This window comes from Nitratireductor kimnyeongensis (assembly GCF_019891395.1).
GTDB classification, from domain to species: Bacteria; Pseudomonadota; Alphaproteobacteria; order Rhizobiales; family Rhizobiaceae; genus Nitratireductor; species Nitratireductor kimnyeongensis.
In genome coordinates this window covers 2,751,207-2,768,326 of record NZ_CP078143.1, presented here as the reverse complement: position 1 = coordinate 2,768,326, position 17,120 = coordinate 2,751,207, and the positions used below count along the sequence as shown (strand labels likewise).

The following is a 17,120-nucleotide window of genomic DNA, read 5'->3' as shown; positions in this document are numbered from 1 at the left end:
TTCGCCTCCCTTTCAGATCGCCACCGGTCCGATCCGGTTCCGAATCTCGCGCAACACGCTGTAGACTGTTGAAACGGATGTCTTGGCATTGCCGGCCGATGGCAGGTTTTCAATCCGCATCGAGTATTTCGCGAGCGGTGAGACGACCGAGTATTCATGCACATTTCCAGGTGCGGCAGGATCGGCGACGAGCTCCACCCGGGTCGCCTCGAACCCACCTCCCGCCAGTGCCAGCGTCGCGGCGACGTTCGCATTCTTTGGGAAATCGCGTGCGGCTTCACGGGCGTTGCCCGTGAAAAATGTCGTTGCTTCGGTCAGGTTTGCCAGGTCGACCGCCGCTTCGGCCGGTGTACCGGTCCAGGCACGCGGCGGTTTGGAGCCGCGATAGCGCACCTCCAGCCCGCCTGCCGCTCCCAGAGCAGAGAGCAGATCAATACCGCCAACAGCACCGGCGGGCAAAACGAGGCGCGCGCCACCGGCGCTGGCCGCCGCCCGCAGATCGGCCTCGAGCGCCGCATCGGACAGCGCGCCGATGGACACCATGATCACATCCGTGCCAGCGCGCAGAACCGGCAGCACATGCGCCACAACGGCCCCATGTCCGGCACATTCCACCACCAGGTCGGGCTTTTCGGCGAGCAACGCTTCGGCATCACCGACAACGGAAATGTCCTGCGCCACGGCACCAAATTCTGCCTGCAGGCGCGCCTCCGTTTCGGCGGCAAACTCCGGGAGCGTCACAACGCACAGATGAGCCAGCGGCGCATCGAGTGTCTTTGACAGCAGGTCGAGCAGCGTCCCGGCGATGTTGCCAAAACCGATCAGTCCGAGCCTCATTCTCTACGCCTCCTTGCCCGCGGCGCCTGCAGGCGGGCCGGCAAAGGCTTCGTTGAATGGGCCAATGGCGCACATGTCGATCTCGATCAATTGCGGTCCGTCAGCAGCGACAGCCTCATCGAAGACAACAGGGAAGTCTGCGACATCGCTGATCACCCGGTGCGGCATGCCAATCGACTTGCAGAACCCGGCAAAGTCCGGCGTCGCCAACGCCGAATAGTGGCGGCGGCTGTCATACTGTGCATCCTGGATGTTCTGGATCACGCCATAGGCCTTGTCGTTCATCAGGAGATAGACGAGAGGGGCGTTCTCTTCGACCGCGGTGATCATCTCGGCCAGTCCGAGCATGGTTCCGCCGTCGCCCAGAAGCGTGATCGCCTTGGCCCCCTTGGCCCCCTTGCCCCCCTTGGACGCAACCGCTGCCCCGACGCCCATGGCGACGCCCTGGCCAATACCACCACCCAGCGCGTGAACACCGAGATTGGGGGCGGCAATGCGCACATAGCGGTTGCCGAAGGTGGAGTTGGAGATGGTAACGTCCCGCACCCAGGCATGACCATTGGTGAACACCCGGTCGGCCAGCGTGTCGGCCACGACCCGATAGGGTCCAAGCACATCGCGCATTCGGCCTTCGGCCTGTGCCCGCGTGCGGGCGATGTCGAAAGAAAGATTGGTGTCGGTGTCGAGCGTGTCCGGCAGGCGCTCAAGCAGGCGCGCCAGCGTGTCCGTGGCATCGCCATGGGCAAACACTTCAACCGGGTAATTCCGCCCGCCCTGTGCCGCGTCAGCGTCGATCTGCACCAGTGGGCGGGGCAGCGGCATCTTGTTGTTCCGCGTTTCATTGCCGCGAAGGCGCGAGCCGACTACGATCATCAGGTCACAGCTCTTGTAGAGCTCCACGGCCTCCGGCGTCATGTTGAAGGCGCCCAGGCTCGCAGGTTCGGCTTCCGAAACGATGGCGCGGCCATTGGTAGAGGTGACGATGCCGAAACCGCGGCGCATCAGTTCGGTCACTTCCTTGCCGGCTTCGCAGGCACCACCTCCGAGCCACAAAAGTGGGCGTTTTGCCGCCTTCACCAACTCGGCGATCTCGTCAATCACGCTGTCGGGCGCCACGGGCCGGATCGGCTGCGGCTTGTGAATGCGGGCGGTGGGGCTGGCCTGAGATCTTTGAACGTCGACGGGTATTTCCAGGCTGACCGGCCCGCTCGGTGCCGAAAGTGCTGCCGAAACCGCAGCCGTCAGCGCACCGACCGCGCCATTGGCGTCCCACATGCGGAAAACGGCCTTGGAAACGCCGCGCAGCATTTGCGGCTGGCGCGGCACATCGTGGATGGCGGCGCGGTCGCGGTCGGCGAACTCCAAATCGACCTGCGTCGTGATGTGCAGAACACGTGACCCCGCTGTCAGAGCTTCGGCTTGAGCGCCGGCCGCATTGCCGGCAGCCGTGCCGGTGGAGGTCAGGCAGACACCCAGCTCTCCCGAAACGCGCGCATAGGCATCAGCCATGTTCATGGCGCCCGCCTCGCCGCGTGCCGGCACGAAACGGATGCGCTCCTGCCGCGCAATCGCGTCGAGGATCGGCATGTTGTGAATGGAGATGACCCCGAACACAGTGGTGACGCCGATCTCTGCAAGATAGCGGGCAATGAAATCCCCGACCGTCTCGGTGGCTGTGATTGTCTCGAGTTTCATCCCGTGTCCTTCAAATGTAACGAGACAGGCCGCCCGAAACTTCGAGCTGAGCGCCTGTGATGTAGCTCGCCGCAGGCGAACCAAGAAAAGCGATGGCGGCGGCCGCTTCCGCCGGGTTGCCGAGACGGCCGAGCGGGATGCCCTTTCTGGCCGCAAGCGCGCCATACCATTCGGCCCGGCTCTGACTTTGGTCCTCGCGTTCTGCAAAGCGGCGAGACCACTGGCCGGAGCCGACCAGACCGAGCAGGATCGAGTTGACCCGCACGTCGGGAGCCAGTTCCACGCTCAGCGATTTGAGGAGGTTTTGCACCCCGGCACGTGCCGAAGAGGTGCAGACCATATGCGGCTCTGGCTGGTAGGCCAGAAGCGAGTTGACCGCGACAATCGCGCCTTTGGCCCGGCGCAGCATCGGCAGGAAGGCGCGGGTTGGATGGATCTGGCTGAAAAGCTTGAGTTCGTATTCGGCGCGCCAGTCATCGTCGCTGGTGTCTTCAAAGGTGGAGATGCGCCCCTGCCCGGCATTGTTGACCAGAAGATCGCAGCCGCCGAAGCGGTTTTCCACCGCCCCGGCGAAATCCTTCACCGCCTCCGGTTCGAGAACCGAAAATGCCTGCGCCATCACGCGCTCTTCGCCGTAATCGCGGGTGAGGACCGCGGCCACGTCGTTCAATCGGCTTTCGGTACGAGCGCAGAAGGCCACGCTCGCGCCCGACTGGAGCAGCGTTTCCACCGTTGCCAGACCGATTCCGGACGAACCGCCGGTGACCACAGCAACCTTGCCGTCATATCCGTAGTGCATCAGACATTACCCCCGGCTGGCGCGAGTTCGGGAAAGCCTGGATCGGGCCTGCCCTGCATCACGGCGCGTTGAGCAGGGGTCGGCGGGCCCGCCGTCATCCAGCGATCCATCGCTTCCGGCTTGTCGCGCGGCCACACCTGTGCCTCGTGCGTCGCCTCATCGATCTGCTGCAGCTCGGAGGTGAACTCGATGACAAAGCCCGATGGCGAGACGAAATAGGCGAAGGGGTTGTTGCCCGGCCCGTGCCGTCCCGGTCCCCAGGTCGGCACATGGCCTTTCTGTTTCATGCGGCCGATGCCGCGCATGAATTCATCAATCGACGGCATTTCGAACGCGACGTGATTGACGCTGGCATAATTGCCGCGCACGAGAGCGATGGAATGGTGATCCGAATTGCACCGCAAAAACACCATTTGGTCGGCGGAGTAATCAGACACGCGGAACCCCAGAACATGGGTGTAGAATTCCTGCACCCCTTCCATGTCCGGCGTATTCAGCACCACATGGCTCACCTTGCGTGGCTTGGCCCATTCCGGCTCCTCGTCAAGGCTCAGCGCATCGGTGCGGAACCGAAGGCGCCTGTTGTCCGGATCGAGCATTTCGAAGCCATAGCCGCCAGCATGATCATCGAACGGGCCGGGTTCACCGAGCACCACGCCTCCCCGCTCGATGATCTGTGCATGGAGCGCGTCCATCGACGCCCGGTCGGGCATCGCAAAATGCACATATTCAATGCCGTAGACGGGGCCGTCCTTCAGTCCGTAAAGGAAAGGCTCGCTTCCTGTGCCGCGCAGAAGCGCCACGCCGTCTTCCTTGTGGGCGAGGCTCAGCCCCCACATATCCTCATAGAACGGCAGTGTGCCGGTAATGCCGGGCCCACGCATCATGATGCCCCGAAGGCTGCCTACGCGAACTGTTTCTGCCATGCTCGTTCCTCCTGCCGGCCTCAACCGGCTGTTTCCGCAAACGCTTCGAGCGCCGCTGCGAAAGCGGCGGGAGACTGTTGATAAAGGGCATGCCCGGCACCTGGCACGAGCGTGAGTGCACCGCGCCACGGCTGGCGCAGCGCCGAATGGGCACGACGCGCGGAATCGGGCGGGGTCACGACATCTTCCGCACCAACGATGACATCAGTCGGCACCTGCAAACGCTCCGCATCGTCCAAAAGACGGCCCGACGCGAGCATGCACGCTGCCTGCGGGTAACCCGGCACGCTCACCTGCGCCATGCCATGGCGCACACGATCCACGATGTCGGTGTTGGCTTCAGGCTCGAAGACCAGCCGCGGCGCACGCAGCGCGGCGAATTTCTCCGCGCCAAGTGACTCAAGGTCGTCAATGCGCGCCTGAGCGGCAGCACTCAGCGCGGCACCGCGCGGCACGCCATGGCCAAGTGCCGGCGAACTCAAAAGGAGATGCGCGACACGGTCGCGGTGCGTGCTCGCAAAGGACGCCGCCATGAGACAGCCGAGCGAGTGGCCCGCAAGAAAGACCCTATCCAGTTCCAGCCGGTCGAGAAACGCCTTCAGCGCCTCGGCATAATCACTTGCCAGCGGCCAGTCCGCATCGAGCGGCGCCGATCCGCAATAGCCGGGCGCGTTCCAGGCAACGATGCGCCAGTCGCGCGGGAGATGCGGCAGGAGCGGCACGAAGGAGGCCGCGTTGGAGCCGACCCCATGCAGCATCACCAGCGTCGGACCGCCCGAACCAGGGCGCTCGAGATAGGCGATGTTGCCGGATATGTGCTCTTTGAACGTCATGACCGCCTCAATTGAAGACAAAACCATTGTTGACCGGCAGGATTTGCCCGGTGAGCGCGAGCGCGCCCTCGCTGAGCAGAAAGGCAATGGTTTCCGTGATCTCGCCAGGACCCTGTGCTCCAGGCACCGCCCTGCCCTCGGCATAAAGCCGGTGGCGGGCTTCCGGCACGTAGTCCGTGGATTCCGTCGTCAGGATGCCTGGAGCGACCGCCGTCACGCCGATACGGTCGGGACCGAGTTCGCGCGCAAGCGACCGCGTCATCGACATCATCGCTCCCTTGCTGGCGACATAGGACATCAGGCGCGGCGCGCCCCACAGCGCCGTGTCAGACGCGACATTCACGATCCGGCCCGTGCCCGCAGCCTTCAATAGAGGCGCGACCGCGCGTGTCATCAGCCAGGTGCCGCGCACATTGACCCGCATCACCCGGTCCCAGCTTTCGATGTCGATTTCATCGAAGGGGATGCCGCCAATGCCTGTCGCAATGGCTCCGTTGTTGACGAGCCCGTGCAGGGTACCGCCATTCGCCTCGCCCAGCGCCTTTGCCGCCGCCTCGATCGATGCCGGCTCGCCGAGATCGAGCGGGATGAAGCGCGCGCCCGTCTCTTTCGCGACCGCGTGGCCCTCCTCCTCGGCGATGTCGGCAAGCACGAGATCCGCGCCGTGTTTCGCCAGGCATCTGGCGATTTCGGCGCCGAGCCCGCGTGCGGCTCCCGTCACCAGTATGGTGCGTCCTTCAAGCATCATTCAGCCGCCATCTCGGCCTCGACCTGGCTTTTGGCCGCGCGGGTGAGAATCTGCCTGACGCGGGAGACGCCGAGGTCGTGCTGGTAGAGCATTTCACGCTTGCGCGCGTCGTCGGGCATGCCCTCCAGCATCACACGATCCTGCTCGAGCACGTCCCAATGGGTCTTTTCCAGACGCGCGCGATAAAGGAAGCGCCAGCTTTCGCGGGCAGGCCCGGAGACCTTCCGCATGCGCCAGAAGAAGACCTTGCATGTGGTTGCATCGACGGGCGTGACAAACCCGATGATGCGGAACACGCCGCCCGGACCGGCTGCTGGCGGATAGGGAATTTCAAGGAAACAGAACATCGAGCCCGGATGAACCTCGAACTCGGTCCAGTCGAAATTCTCACCCACCTGCCCCACGCGGCTGATCCGGAACCCCGTGTCGGTCTTGTCGAGCTTCATCAGGTCCTGTTTGGACCCGAAGGCGAGCGTGAAGCTTTCCGCATGCAGGTAGCAGCCATGCATCGGGTCTGCGAGATTGTCGAGCGCGTAGCGGTAATTGGCCTTCCACTCACCGGTGCACAGAAAGCCTGTCCAGGCCTCATCGGTCAGCTCTTTCGGCAGCGCCAGCGGCGGCGCTTCGGGCTGCTCGGCGGAAGGCACATAGACGAACACGGCATCGCCAGCTTCCGCCACCTCGAAGGATTTGAGCGCCTTGCGGCCTTCCAGCGCGCATTCGGGCATGGCCGGAACCCGCACCACAACGCCGTCGCCATTGACGACAACGCCATGATAGCGGCAGCCGATATTGCCCTCGTGGATCTCGCCATAGGAGAGCGGTGCACCGCGATGCGGGCAAAAATCCTCCACGCAGCGCAGCCGGTTCTCCGCATCGCGCCACAGAACAATCTTGTTGCCGAGCAGGCGCGTTCCGTAAGGCTTGCTCGCCTTGACTTCCACCGATTTGGCCACCGGATACCACTGGCCATGCAGACCGGTGTTCACCCGCTCCTCAATCAGCGCTTTCTTGTCGATGCCTGTCATGTCCGTCTCCGTCCTGGATCCCGGAAGCCTCCCGCTCCCGGCGGTCTTGTTTGTTCAAAGCCAGTTGCGGCCCACGGTCCGATACCGCGGCTAATGCTGGGCTTTAGGCAGATAGTGCAGCACCCGTTCCTCGATCCGCACGAGCACTGAATAGAGCAGGAAGCCGATCACGGTGAGCAGCACGATGGCGTTGAAGACCATCGCCGCATTCGCCTGTCCGCCCCCGTAGGAAATCAGAAAGCCGAGCCCGGTGTTTCCGCCCACCAGTTCGCCAACCGTCACGCCGATCACCGCGAGCGTGGAGGCGATCCTCAGGCCCGCCATCAAATTGGGCAGCGTGGATGGCATCTCGACCTTCATGAAGATGCCCCAGCGGGAAAGGTTGTAGGCCCGTGCAAGATTGACCAGGTCGCGATCGACCGTGCGCATGGCCTGCAGCACATTGACCAGAACCGGAAAGAACACGATCAGCACGGTCACCAGAAGCTTCGGCATCGCGTTGTAGCCGAACCACATGATGAAGAGCGGCGCGAAGGCAACCTTCGGTGCGATCTGCAGCGCCAGAATATAGGGCGAAAGCACCTTCTCCCAGAACTCCGACATCCCGAGCAAATAGCCGATCACCGCACCGAGCAGGCTGCCGATGGCAAAACCGAGAACCGTATAGAGCGCCGTCGAGAGCGTGTGGCCCACCAACCCTTCCTGAAGCAGCATGCGCTTCATCTCGAAGAGGCAGTCCGTCACCGTCGGGATGATGAACTTCGGCACCCCGAGCGCCGGTGGCAGGAACTGCCAGGCGAGCAGGACGAGCACCAGAAGGGCCAGACTGGCGAGGTATGTCTTATTCTGCGAACTCATGACGGGCTTTGCCACCTCGGCCGGGGCTTTCGCCCCGGTCTCCATCGAACCGACCTGTGTCATTGGACGAATTCGTTTGTGTAAAGATCATCGATCGGAACGGCGGTCTGGACGATGCCATTGTCGACATAGAATGCCTGCACCTTGCCGATACGCTCTGGATCGAATGCGCCGAGCGGCTGGTTTTCGCCTTCGGGGTAAACCAGCGATGCATAGGAACTCAGGATGCCTTCGATCTCGGCTTCCTTGCCCGCATGCTGCGGAACGGCAGCTACATAGTCCTTGGCCGCCTGAGCCGGATCGGTAGAAATATCGGCGACCGCCTTCAGCACCGCGCCGACGAAGCCGCGCACCACTTCCGGACGCTCTTCGATGGTCTTGTCGGACGCGATGATGGCCTGCGCCATGGCCGGGAAGACCTCGTCGACGGGCATCTGCTCCATCTCGACGCCTGCGGCCTCGATGGCGGCGATCCATTCCGGCACGCCTGACATGGCCTGCAGGTTTCCAGCGATAGTCAACTGAATGATGCCGCCCGGGCCGACCGCCTGAATATCCGCATCCGCCTTGCTCAACTCGGCCGAAGCCAGAACGCCGAGCAGGTTGTAGTAAGTGGTGTCCTGAAAGGCGAGAACGCCAATCGACTTGCCCTTCAGGTCTGCCGGTCCGGTGATGCCGCTATCCTTGCGCCAGGCAAGCTGCGTCAGGCCGCGCCCGCCAAGCAGGGCAACGCCGCGAATGTCCAGACCATTGGCGCGCACGATGATCGGCGTATCCCCAATGCCACCGCCAAGATCCGCATTGCCAACGGCGACCTGGGTGGCGACATCGGCACCACCCTTGCCCACCTGGAACGTCACATCGAGACCGGCATCACCGAAATAGCCTTTGCTCTTGGCGAGCTGAAAAGGTGCGAACGCCGGCAGGAAATCAGGAGCCGGGAAAAGATAAGTCACTTTTTCGGCGGCAATGGCGCCCACGGCCGAGGCCGTCAGAATGGCAGCGGCAAACGCTGATTTGAGCATGCGTTTCATCGGAATTCCCCTTTGTTTGTGGCCAATCAGATGGCTTTTTCTTCCAATTTCAGATGCTTGAATATCTGCGCCGCGTAATCGCTGACCTCGGGCATGACCCGTCGCTGCAACGGCTCGTCGCGATGCGGCAGATCGACCTTGATCTCCGCCACGACCGTGCCCGGGCGCTCGGACAAGACAAGAATACGGTCCGACATCAAGACCGCCTCGGCCAGATCATGGGTGATCAGAAGCGTCGTCTTTCCGGTCTCGGAGATCGTTCGGGCAAAGCTGTTTTGCAGCAGCAGTTTGGTCTGCGCATCCAGCGCGGAGAATGGTTCGTCAAGCAGGACGATTTCCGGCTTGATTGCCAGTGTCCGTGCCAGCGCCGCACGCTGACGCATACCGCCGGAGAGCTGATACGGAAAATGGTTTTCGAAGCCCGCCAGGTGACAACGCTTCAACTCCGCCATGGCCCGATCGCGCCGTTCCGACCGCGCCACACCGCGCGCTTCCAATCCGAACTCGACATTCGAAACAATATCCCGCCAGGGCAGAAGCAGATCCTTCTGCAGCATGAAGCCCACATGTGCATTGGGACCGCTGACAGGCTCGTCGCTGACCAGAACCTCACCGCGCGTCGGCTGGTAGAGGCCGGCAGTCATACTGAGGATCGTGCTCTTGCCGCAACCGGAGGGCCCTACCACGGAAACGAATTCCCCCTCATTCACACGGAAACTGATATCGTTTACGGCGACGAGGTTCTGGCCGGTCCCGGTGGTGAATTCCTTGCTGACAGAGCGAAACTCAAGCGCCATAGCCGTGAGCCTCGTATGCCGCGTCCAGTTCCCTGTTCGTTGCCACGAGCTCTTCGTTGAGCAGTTCTTCCGACCAGTCCGTTCTTCCGGAGCGCGGCGCAATCACGCCCTTTTCGGCCAGTTGCTGTGCCACGGCGGAAAAATCGTGTTCGCCGGTGGCGTAGATCGCCATCAACGCATCGGCGAGCGCGTTCTCCCGCTCGTCCAGCTCACGCCCCCGGCATTGATGCTCCAGCCCGGGACGCCCCGTGTCGAAGGCGCGCTGCGACAGGCGATCTTTGAAGGCGTCCATCTCTTGCTCCCATTCAACGTTCAAATAAGAACACATTGTTCAAAAATTAGAATGACGAATCCGGCTGCCCTTGTCAACTGTCCCTTCCCGAGCAGATGTGCTGGCCGGGGAGTCTTGGTCCTTTCACCTCCCAAGCGGATCACCACGCGACGCCGACGGGACTGCGTTGACAGCCTGCACCACACCGAATACCGTTATTTATTGAACTATAAGTTCTTATTTGAACATTTCAGGGAGTGAGCTGAATGAAGATCGGCATAGCCGGTGGCGGCATTGGTGGAATGGCGACAGCGATCGCGCTGCAAAAACAGGGGCACGATGTCACAATTTTTGAACGTGCCCGCGCCTTCGGCCGCATCGGTGCCGACGTCAACCTCACACCGAACGCGGTGCATGCGCTCGACGGGCTCGGGATCGGCGACCTTCTGCGCAAGACGGCAGCACGGCCTGAATACCGCATCAGTCGCACCTGGGATACTGGCGAGGAAACCTCGCGCCTGCCCATGAGCACAGCGGCGGAAGAGCGCTATGGCGCACCCCAGCTCACGATTCACCGCGCCGACCTTCTGGCAGCGCTGGAGAATGCTTTGGCTCCAGACACCATTCGCTTCGCAGCACAGGTCCAAAGCGCAGAGGAAACCGAAACCGGTGCGACCGCACTTCTGGCCGACGGCACGCGCTTTGATTGCGATGTGCTGATCGGAGCTGACGGCATTCACTCGGCCGTGCGGCATTCACTCTTCGGCGAGGATCATCCACGATTCACCGGCCTGGTGTCCTACCGCGCCGTGTTCCCGCGCGAACGCGGCGAAGGCATTCCCAATCTCGATTCCTTCACCAAGTGGTGGGGACCGAAACCCGACCGCCAGATCGTCACCTTCCCGCTCAATCGGGGCACCGAGATCTTCGTCTTCGCCACCACACCGCAGGATGACTGGACCGAAGAAGGTTGGACGCTGCCCGGAGATATTCAGGCGCTACGAGACGCCTATGCGGATTTCCATCCGGAGGCACGGGCACTCCTCGATGCCTGCGAGACGGTCACCCGCTCGGCCCTTCATGTGCGCGAGCCGATGCAGCACTGGTCGCGCGGCGCGATCACGCTTCTGGGCGATGCCGCCCATCCGATGGTGCCCTTCATGGCGCAGGGCGCCTGCATGGCCTCGGAAGATGCGGTGGTTCTGGCACGCGCCCTCGACGGCGCGACGCCCGCAAGCGTTTCCGGCGCCCTGAAGCGTTATGAGGAAGCCCGCATCCCGCGGACAGCGAAGGTGCAGCAGGGTTCGCTTGCCAATGACTGGCTGAAGCAGGGAACCAATGCAGACTGGGTCTATGGCTACGATGCCTGGGCGGTGGAACTGGCATCGGGATAAAGGGAGCGCCAAGCGCCCGTTTTGAGAGCGCCTGGCCAGGAACGCGGGGTGACGGTGATCCTGTCACCCCGCGCGCATCAGATTACCATCAGGTCCTCGCCGACAATGATTTCGCCGGCATAGTGCGCCCTGATACCTGCAACCCAGCTTTCCGGTGTTTCCTCCGGGTCGAAACCCGGCACGAAATGATTGAGCACCAGCGTCTTCACGCCGGCGCCTTCCGCCAGGCGCCCCACATCCTCGAGCGGTGTGTGGATGGCGATCACGGCCTTCAGCACCCGCTCGATCTCTTCAGGTGAGCGGCCCTGTTCCGCGAATTTCTTCCCGATGAGGACCCCCGTCCGCTCGACATTGATCACTTCATGCACCAGCACGTCGGCGCCCTTCGTCAGCCCGGCAAGCTCTTCGCTCACCGCCGTATCGCCGCTGAACACGATCACCCGGTCAGCCGTCTCGAAGCGGTAGGCGTAGGAAACGTGATGGACACCATCCTTGTGCCCCTGGTTCGGGTAATGAGTGTTCTCGACACACGTCACCCGCACATTCTCGTCTTCATAGACGAAACCGGACCCAGCCACATCATGCCCCCGAAACAGCTCGCTCGGGGCATTTTTGCCGCCACTGAAGGCGCGGCGCACTGCCGAGTTCGGCTCAAAATAGTCGACAAAGGCCCTGACCATCGCTTCGGTGCCGGGCGGCCCGAAGGCGTCCGAGGGTACCGCCCGGCCGTTCGACCAGGCAAGCCCCATCAGTGTTCCCATATCTGCATTATGGTCATCGTGATGGTGGGTGATGAAGATCTTGCCGATCCGGTGAGAACCTATCCCCGCGAGCATCAATTGCCGGGCTACGCCGTTGCCGGCGTCGATCACATAGGGCTCGTCATTCACCAGAAGCACGCTGGCAGGCTGGTTGCGGTTCGGCAGCGGGGTGGGCCCGCCGCCCGTGCCGAGCAAGATGAGCCGCGTTCCCTTGTCGGCCGTCGCCGGCGAAGCGGCAGACGCCGGCATGACCGGCAAGACGGCAGCTGCCGCGCCTGCAGCAATGAATTTCAGCCCGTTCCGGCGTGTGAAATGCATGGTGGTCCTCCTCTTGATGGACGCGTTGGCCACGGGGAGTGACCGGCCAGCGTGGCCGTGCCCCCACCCCGGCCAGTCGGCGGGGATGGGGGCAGGGATATTGCTTTTAGCGAAAGCGGATCTTACGCCGCTTCGTAGACAATCCCGTCGGGCTTGGACGAGCCGATGACCGACCACACCGTGGCAGGCGCCGCGGCATTGTTGCGGAACCAGTGCTTGCGGGCAGCCGGCGTCTTGACCAGATCGCGTGGCCCGAGTTCCACCTCTACGGTCTCGCCATTCTCTTCCCAACCGACGATCAGCGAGCCCTCGAGGACGAGATAGGCATCCTCGACATCGCGCACGATCGGCTTGATGCCAACCTGTGAGGGAATGCCGAGCATCTCCTTGCGGCACGTTTCGTGCTGAATGCCGCCCTCGCCCACATAGACCTTGCGGGTGAAGCCGGCCTTTTCCCAGATCGTCGGCAATTCGCTGTGGCGCACCACATACTGCGCCATCAGTTTTTGCAGCGGGTGGCTGCCATTGCGGTCGAAGGGGAGTGTTTTGCCGGGCTCGGCACCGAAGCTGCGGGCGAGCTCCGCCGGGTGCTCCTTGGGATGGTAGTGATAAACCGGCGGCAGCGGCTTGCCCACATCGACCGAAATCGACATCAACACCGGCACCACACCGTCATTGCGGAAACCATGACCGATCTCGCGGGCGTTGAGGATCATATCCTTCGCGCCGAGCTTGACCTCGACCACTTCGCCATCCTTTTCCCAGCCAACGACCAACACGCCGTCGATGATGAGAAAACTCTCTTCAATCTCATGGCTGTGGCAGGCCGCATATTTGCCGGGCTCCTTGTGGATCAGGCTGAGCGTGAAATGATCCGGTTTCAGGGTCGTTGTGTCGCCCACTTTCGGCGAGCCGCCGGCCCCGATATAGCGCATCTGCGCGCGGGCCAGATCATCAAAGCCGGCATTGGATGGAAAAGCGTTCCAGTCGAACGTCTTGTCGGTGAAGCGCCCCGTATGGGCAGCGAGTTCCTGAGCAAGCGCCGAAGCGGCAGTGGTGTGTATAGTCATCGGGTTTCCTCTCCTGTGAGTTGATCCGACGCTAGAACAAGAGCGTTTTACCTGCTAGACAGCGTTTTATGGATAAAACACCCGAACCATCCCCCGCCGTTCCGCCTTCCGACGATAAATATATCGTCCCCGGCCTGATCCGCGGCTTGCAGGTCTTGCAGGCTTTCACGCCCGACAACCGCGAAATGACACTCTCGGACATTGCACGCCAGCTTGGCACCACCCGCTCGGCGGCCTTCCGGACGGTCTACACCCTGGCGCACCAGGGTTACCTCCTGCACAATCCGCAAACCTCACGCTACACGCTCGGACCTGCCGTTCTCCGGCTGGGCTATGGCTACCTGGCAACGCGCGAGCTCGTGGAAGTGGCCTTGCCGGAGCTCGAGAAACTCCGCGATACGACGGACTGGTCGGCACATCTGGGTGTGCGCGACGGCCGGTTCGTTCTCTACATGCTGCGCGTTCCCAGCCATATGGGCCTTGCCAGCATTGTTCATGTCGGCAGCCGCCTGCCCGCAGCCGGCACCACGATGGGCCGCGTCTTGCTCGCAGATCTCAGCGAGGAGGAACTGATCCGGCTCTTTCGCGATGAAACCTACCAGAATGCGCCAGGCCAGACCCCGCGCAGCCTGAGCGAAGTGAGCGCGCAGTGGAAGCGCGACCGGAATGCGCGATCGATTGTCCAGATCGGCAGCTTCGAGACGGGGATTGTCAGCATCGCGGCGCCCGTGCGCGATATTGAGGGCAATGTCGTTGCGGCCATTAACGCCACACAGGCCGCATCGGCCGATCGGGTCGACAGCATCGACGAAACGGTCCGACATGAGGTCGAACGCACGGCGGATGCCATAACGCGTCTTTTGGGAGGTTTGCCAAAACCCTCGTTCCCGCCATCGAGCGAGTGATCCCGGCAAACGTTTGTTACCCGGCTAGCCAAGCCGCTCTTGCCAGAGGCGCTGCTTTGCGATTAGACTAAATTGAACACTAAGTTCACATTTGAACAAAGGGGCGCGCATTATGAATCTGACAAGACGAAACCTGATGCTGGGAGCGGTGGGAAGTGCGGCGATGCTCTCCTTCCCCATCAAGGGCCACACCGAAGAGACATTCAATTTCATCACACCCTTCTCGCTTTCGCTTGCGTTCGCGCCGGTCATCTATGCAGATGCTGCTGGCTACTATGCCGACGAAGGGCTCTCCATGAACCTGCAGGCTGGCAAGGGTGCGGCTCTTGCCGCGCAGATGACCATTGCAGGGCAGATGGATTCGGGCCGCACCGGCGGCACCAACTACATCGTTTCGCGCGTCAACAATGATGCACCGTTGATCTCCATCGCTACCATCGCGCAGCGTTCGCCCTTCTTCGTTCTGTCCTCCAAGGACAATCCGGTGAACGAAATCGCTGATCTGGAGGGCCGGACAGTGGGCATGGCGTCGCTGGGCGGCTCCATGGAGGGAACGCTCAACCTGATGATGTCCGGTGCCGGCGTCTCGCCTGACACGGTGGAAAAGGTCAAGGTGGCCGATTCGGCCGCCTCCTTCGCCCTGATCGAAGCCGGTCGCGCGGGTGCCTTCCTCGGGAACACATCGTCGATGATCATCGCCAGCTCGGCGCGGGACGATGTGAACGTCATGCCGATCGATGACGGGATGCCCGGCCAGGTCTATGTCGCGCGTCCCGATCAGATCGCGGAGAACCCCGAAAAGTTCGTGGCCTTCCTGCGCGCCACGCACAGGGCGGCCAGCGAGATCGTCACGACCGAGGATCTTCAGCCCATTCTCAAGACAATCGGCGAGAAGCACGAGGTCACCGGGCTCAGCAATCTGGAGACGGCGCAGAAGGATCTGCGCACGAATGCCGAGAACTGGGCTTCCAAGGGCAATGACAACATTCTGCGCAATGTGCCGGAGGTCTGGGAAAAGGCGGTCGGGCTCCTTGCCGATGCCAAGCTGATCGACAAGAAGGTCCCGGCCACGGAGCTCTATACCAACGACCTTCTGGACCAGGCCCTCAAAGCATGACCACCGAAAATGCCGCCGACATCCGCATTCTGGGTGTCGGCAAGACCTTCGGACAGGGCGATAGCGCCGTTCGCGCCATCGGCGATGCCACACTCGACATGCAGCGGGGAGACTTCATCTCCCTGCTCGGCCCGTCGGGCTGCGGCAAGACCACGCTTCTGCGGATCATCGCCGGTCTGGAACGACCGAGCGAAGGCGAGATCATCGTGCGCAACCGATCGGTCTGGGAAAACGGCAAACGTTCTGCGGAGGCCACCCGCCCCATCTCCATGATGTTTCAGGAAGCGCGGCTTTTTCCGTGGTTCACGGTCTCGGAGAATGTTGCCCTGCCGCTGCGGCTGCGCGGCGTCAGCAAGGCGGAGCGGGAAGAGCGCGCCCATGCGCTGTGCGAGACCGTGGGCTTGAAGGGCTTCGAGAATGTGCGCCCTTCCGCGCTCTCCGGCGGCATGCGCCAGCGCGCATCGCTTGCCCGCGCCCTTATCACCCAGCCTCAGGTTCTGTTGCTCGATGAGCCCTTCGGCGCGCTGGATGCCATGACGCGCGACACGCTCAACATGGAGCTGATGTCGGTCTGCGCGAAGGCAAATGTCACGACCATTCTCGTCACGCACTCCATCACGGAAGCGGCCTTTCTTTCAGACCGCGTGGTGGTGCTTGCCGCCCGCCCGGCGCGCATTACCGAAGTTGTCGAGATGCCTTTCGAACGCCCGCGCACACTCGATCTGCAACGCAAGCCAGAGTTCCAGGACATGCTCCTGCGCCTTCGCGCCAGTCTGACAGGAGACCATTGATGGGCACCGACCGTTTGATCCGTGTCGCACTTCCTGTAGCGACCGTAGCCCTCTTTCTGACTGCATGGACGGTGTATGTCCGCACCGCCGAGGTGTCGGCCTTCATCCTGCCGACGCCCTTTCAGATCGTTGTCGCCTTTATCGACCTCGTGAGCGATGCCACGGTCTGGCAACATGCGCTGGTGACCGTCATCGAAGCGGTTTCCGGTTTTCTGATAGCCGTCTTCCTGGGCATCACGCTCGGCATGGCGATGGCGCGTGTGCAGATGCTGGAATGGGCCTTCAAGCCATTCATCGTGTGCTTGCAACTCATCCCGAAGATCGCGCTCGCCCCGCTTTTCATCCTCTGGTTCGGCTTCGGGCTGGAATCGAAGATCGTCATCGCCGCAGCGCTTTCCTTTTTCCCGGTGTTCTCGAACGCACTCGTGGCCTTCCGCTCCGTTGAACCGGGTGACCGCGACGTGTTCGTCATGCTGCAGGCAAACCCGATCCAGCGCTTCACCATGCTCGACCTTCCCACTGCCCTGCCGGTGGTTCTGGCTGGCATGGAGGTGGCGGTGGTGATGTCCATGATCGGCGCCATTGTCGGCGAGTTCATCGGCGGCAATGAGGGTCTCGGCTATCTCGCCGTCGCCATGCTTCAGGAGCTGCAGGTCCCCGGCCTCTTCGCCGTCATCGTGCTTCTGACGCTGATCGGCCTGACGCTCTACACGCTGATCGCGCAACTGCGTGGCTGGCTGACCCCATGGCACGCATCGGTGGCAGGCAAAGGCCGCGACGCATAGAAGCGGCAACCGCGCAAGAACGTGCAACACGCCTTGGGCACGGGAGGTTCAACCGGCAGAATGCGGGCCGCAGACGCCTCACCGCTGGAGAAAAGCTCTGCTTTGAGGGCCGCAATCCCCGCGCGCTGAAGGATCATGCGTCAGGGTGCGGCT

General features: G+C 62.4%; 18 protein-coding genes. 5 read left to right on the top strand and 13 right to left on the bottom strand.

Features of this window, described 5'->3' with window-relative positions:
* Positions 1-12 precede the first annotated feature (12 nt).
* The 11 genes from KW403_RS13255 to KW403_RS13205 form a co-directional block, all read right to left on the bottom strand.
* Entirely contained in the window at positions 13-837 is an 825-nt protein-coding gene (locus tag KW403_RS13255) for an aspartate dehydrogenase (RefSeq protein WP_223019940.1), read from the bottom strand.
* A gap of 3 nt (positions 838-840) precedes the next feature.
* Positions 841-2,532 carry a thiamine pyrophosphate-binding protein gene (locus tag KW403_RS13250; RefSeq protein ID WP_223019939.1) on the bottom strand — a complete coding sequence of 564 codons (1,692 nt, stop codon included), beginning with the start codon at positions 2,530-2,532 and terminating at the stop codon, positions 841-843.
* A 10-nt stretch (positions 2,533-2,542) separates the two neighbouring features.
* Positions 2,543-3,331, bottom strand: coding sequence for an SDR family oxidoreductase (locus tag KW403_RS13245; RefSeq protein ID WP_223019938.1), 789 nt, complete (start codon positions 3,329-3,331; stop codon positions 2,543-2,545).
* Positions 3,331-4,257, bottom strand: a complete 927-nt coding sequence (locus KW403_RS13240) for a VOC family protein (protein ID WP_223019937.1) — start codon at positions 4,255-4,257, stop codon at positions 3,331-3,333. Before KW403_RS13240 ends, KW403_RS13245 begins: the two co-directional genes overlap by 1 nt.
* Before the next feature lie 20 nt (positions 4,258-4,277).
* Positions 4,278-5,090: an alpha/beta fold hydrolase gene (locus KW403_RS13235; protein ID WP_223019936.1), complete on the bottom strand. Its 813-nt coding sequence runs from the start codon at positions 5,088-5,090 to the stop codon at positions 4,278-4,280.
* 7 nt (positions 5,091-5,097) lie between these two features.
* The gene (locus tag KW403_RS13230; protein ID WP_246637778.1) at positions 5,098-5,838 is read right to left on the bottom strand and encodes an SDR family oxidoreductase; all 741 of its coding nucleotides are present in this window, start codon (positions 5,836-5,838) and stop codon (positions 5,098-5,100) included.
* A complete protein-coding gene (locus KW403_RS13225; RefSeq protein WP_223019935.1) occupies positions 5,835-6,866 on the bottom strand; it encodes an aromatic ring-hydroxylating oxygenase subunit alpha in 1,032 nt (343 codons plus the stop codon). Before KW403_RS13225 ends, KW403_RS13230 begins: the two co-directional genes overlap by 4 nt.
* A 90-nt stretch (positions 6,867-6,956) precedes the next feature.
* A complete protein-coding gene (locus KW403_RS13220) occupies positions 6,957-7,724 on the bottom strand; it encodes an ABC transporter permease (RefSeq protein WP_246637777.1) in 768 nt (255 codons plus the stop codon).
* A 59-nt stretch (positions 7,725-7,783) separates the two neighbouring features.
* Positions 7,784-8,758: an ABC transporter substrate-binding protein gene (locus KW403_RS13215; protein ID WP_223019933.1), complete on the bottom strand. Its 975-nt coding sequence runs from the start codon at positions 8,756-8,758 to the stop codon at positions 7,784-7,786.
* A gap of 26 nt (positions 8,759-8,784) precedes the next feature.
* On the bottom strand, positions 8,785-9,555 hold the full coding sequence (locus KW403_RS13210; protein WP_223019932.1) for an ABC transporter ATP-binding protein: 771 nt from the start codon (positions 9,553-9,555) through the stop codon (positions 8,785-8,787).
* Positions 9,545-9,847, bottom strand: coding sequence for a recombinase-like helix-turn-helix domain-containing protein (locus KW403_RS13205; protein ID WP_223019931.1), 303 nt, complete (start codon positions 9,845-9,847; stop codon positions 9,545-9,547). The genes KW403_RS13210 and KW403_RS13205 overlap by 11 nt, the downstream gene beginning before the upstream one ends.
* A 245-nt stretch (positions 9,848-10,092) precedes the next feature.
* Here KW403_RS13205 and KW403_RS13200 point away from each other — a divergent pair, with 245 nt between their 5' ends.
* A complete protein-coding gene (locus tag KW403_RS13200) occupies positions 10,093-11,220 on the top strand; it encodes an FAD-dependent monooxygenase (protein WP_223019930.1) in 1,128 nt (375 codons plus the stop codon).
* Positions 11,221-11,297: 77 nt separating this feature from the next.
* Here the strand turns inward: KW403_RS13200 and KW403_RS13195 are convergent, their stop codons facing one another.
* Positions 11,298-12,299 carry an MBL fold metallo-hydrolase gene (locus tag KW403_RS13195; protein ID WP_223019929.1) on the bottom strand — a complete coding sequence of 334 codons (1,002 nt, stop codon included), beginning with the start codon at positions 12,297-12,299 and terminating at the stop codon, positions 11,298-11,300.
* Between the two features lie 122 nt (positions 12,300-12,421).
* The gene (locus KW403_RS13190) at positions 12,422-13,369 is read right to left on the bottom strand and encodes a cupin domain-containing protein (protein WP_223019928.1); all 948 of its coding nucleotides are present in this window, start codon (positions 13,367-13,369) and stop codon (positions 12,422-12,424) included.
* A 68-nt stretch (positions 13,370-13,437) separates the two neighbouring features.
* On the opposite strand from KW403_RS13190, the gene KW403_RS13185 reads away from it, so the two are divergent.
* The 4 genes from KW403_RS13185 to KW403_RS13170 all read left to right on the top strand — a co-directional run bounded on the left by KW403_RS13185 (position 13,438) and on the right by KW403_RS13170 (position 16,967).
* On the top strand, positions 13,438-14,274 hold the full coding sequence (locus tag KW403_RS13185) for an IclR family transcriptional regulator (protein ID WP_223019927.1): 837 nt from the start codon (positions 13,438-13,440) through the stop codon (positions 14,272-14,274).
* 112 nt (positions 14,275-14,386) lie between these two features.
* Positions 14,387-15,391: an ABC transporter substrate-binding protein gene (locus KW403_RS13180; protein ID WP_223019926.1), complete on the top strand. Its 1,005-nt coding sequence runs from the start codon at positions 14,387-14,389 to the stop codon at positions 15,389-15,391.
* Positions 15,388-16,182, top strand: a complete 795-nt coding sequence (locus KW403_RS13175; protein WP_223019925.1) for an ABC transporter ATP-binding protein — start codon at positions 15,388-15,390, stop codon at positions 16,180-16,182. Before KW403_RS13180 ends, KW403_RS13175 begins: the two co-directional genes overlap by 4 nt.
* Complete coding sequence (locus tag KW403_RS13170; RefSeq protein WP_223019924.1) at positions 16,182-16,967, top strand: ABC transporter permease; 786 nt, start codon at positions 16,182-16,184, stop codon at positions 16,965-16,967. Before KW403_RS13175 ends, KW403_RS13170 begins: the two co-directional genes overlap by 1 nt.
* Positions 16,968-17,120: the final 153 nt, after the last annotated feature.

Coding starts and splice junctions, on each gene's coding strand:
- KW403_RS13255 (WP_223019940.1), bottom strand. CDS start 837: ATGAGGCTCGGACTGATCGGTTTTGGCAACATCGCCGGGACGCTGCTC.
- KW403_RS13250 (WP_223019939.1), bottom strand. CDS start 2,532: ATGAAACTCGAGACAATCACAGCCACCGAGACGGTCGGGGATTTCATT.
- KW403_RS13245 (WP_223019938.1), bottom strand. CDS start 3,331: ATGCACTACGGATATGACGGCAAGGTTGCTGTGGTCACCGGCGGTTCG.
- KW403_RS13240 (WP_223019937.1), bottom strand. CDS start 4,257: ATGGCAGAAACAGTTCGCGTAGGCAGCCTTCGGGGCATCATGATGCGT.
- KW403_RS13235 (WP_223019936.1), bottom strand. CDS start 5,090: ATGACGTTCAAAGAGCACATATCCGGCAACATCGCCTATCTCGAGCGC.
- KW403_RS13230 (WP_246637778.1), bottom strand. CDS start 5,838: ATGATGCTTGAAGGACGCACCATACTGGTGACGGGAGCCGCACGCGGG.
- KW403_RS13225 (WP_223019935.1), bottom strand. CDS start 6,866: ATGACAGGCATCGACAAGAAAGCGCTGATTGAGGAGCGGGTGAACACC.
- KW403_RS13220 (WP_246637777.1), bottom strand. CDS start 7,724: ATGAGTTCGCAGAATAAGACATACCTCGCCAGTCTGGCCCTTCTGGTG.
- KW403_RS13215 (WP_223019933.1), bottom strand. CDS start 8,758: ATGAAACGCATGCTCAAATCAGCGTTTGCCGCTGCCATTCTGACGGCC.
- KW403_RS13210 (WP_223019932.1), bottom strand. CDS start 9,555: ATGGCGCTTGAGTTTCGCTCTGTCAGCAAGGAATTCACCACCGGGACC.
- KW403_RS13205 (WP_223019931.1), bottom strand. CDS start 9,847: ATGGACGCCTTCAAAGATCGCCTGTCGCAGCGCGCCTTCGACACGGGG.
- KW403_RS13200 (WP_223019930.1), top strand. CDS start 10,093: ATGAAGATCGGCATAGCCGGTGGCGGCATTGGTGGAATGGCGACAGCG.
- KW403_RS13195 (WP_223019929.1), bottom strand. CDS start 12,299: ATGCATTTCACACGCCGGAACGGGCTGAAATTCATTGCTGCAGGCGCG.
- KW403_RS13190 (WP_223019928.1), bottom strand. CDS start 13,369: ATGACTATACACACCACTGCCGCTTCGGCGCTTGCTCAGGAACTCGCT.
- KW403_RS13185 (WP_223019927.1), top strand. CDS start 13,438: ATGGATAAAACACCCGAACCATCCCCCGCCGTTCCGCCTTCCGACGAT.
- KW403_RS13180 (WP_223019926.1), top strand. CDS start 14,387: ATGAATCTGACAAGACGAAACCTGATGCTGGGAGCGGTGGGAAGTGCG.
- KW403_RS13175 (WP_223019925.1), top strand. CDS start 15,388: ATGACCACCGAAAATGCCGCCGACATCCGCATTCTGGGTGTCGGCAAG.
- KW403_RS13170 (WP_223019924.1), top strand. CDS start 16,182: ATGGGCACCGACCGTTTGATCCGTGTCGCACTTCCTGTAGCGACCGTA.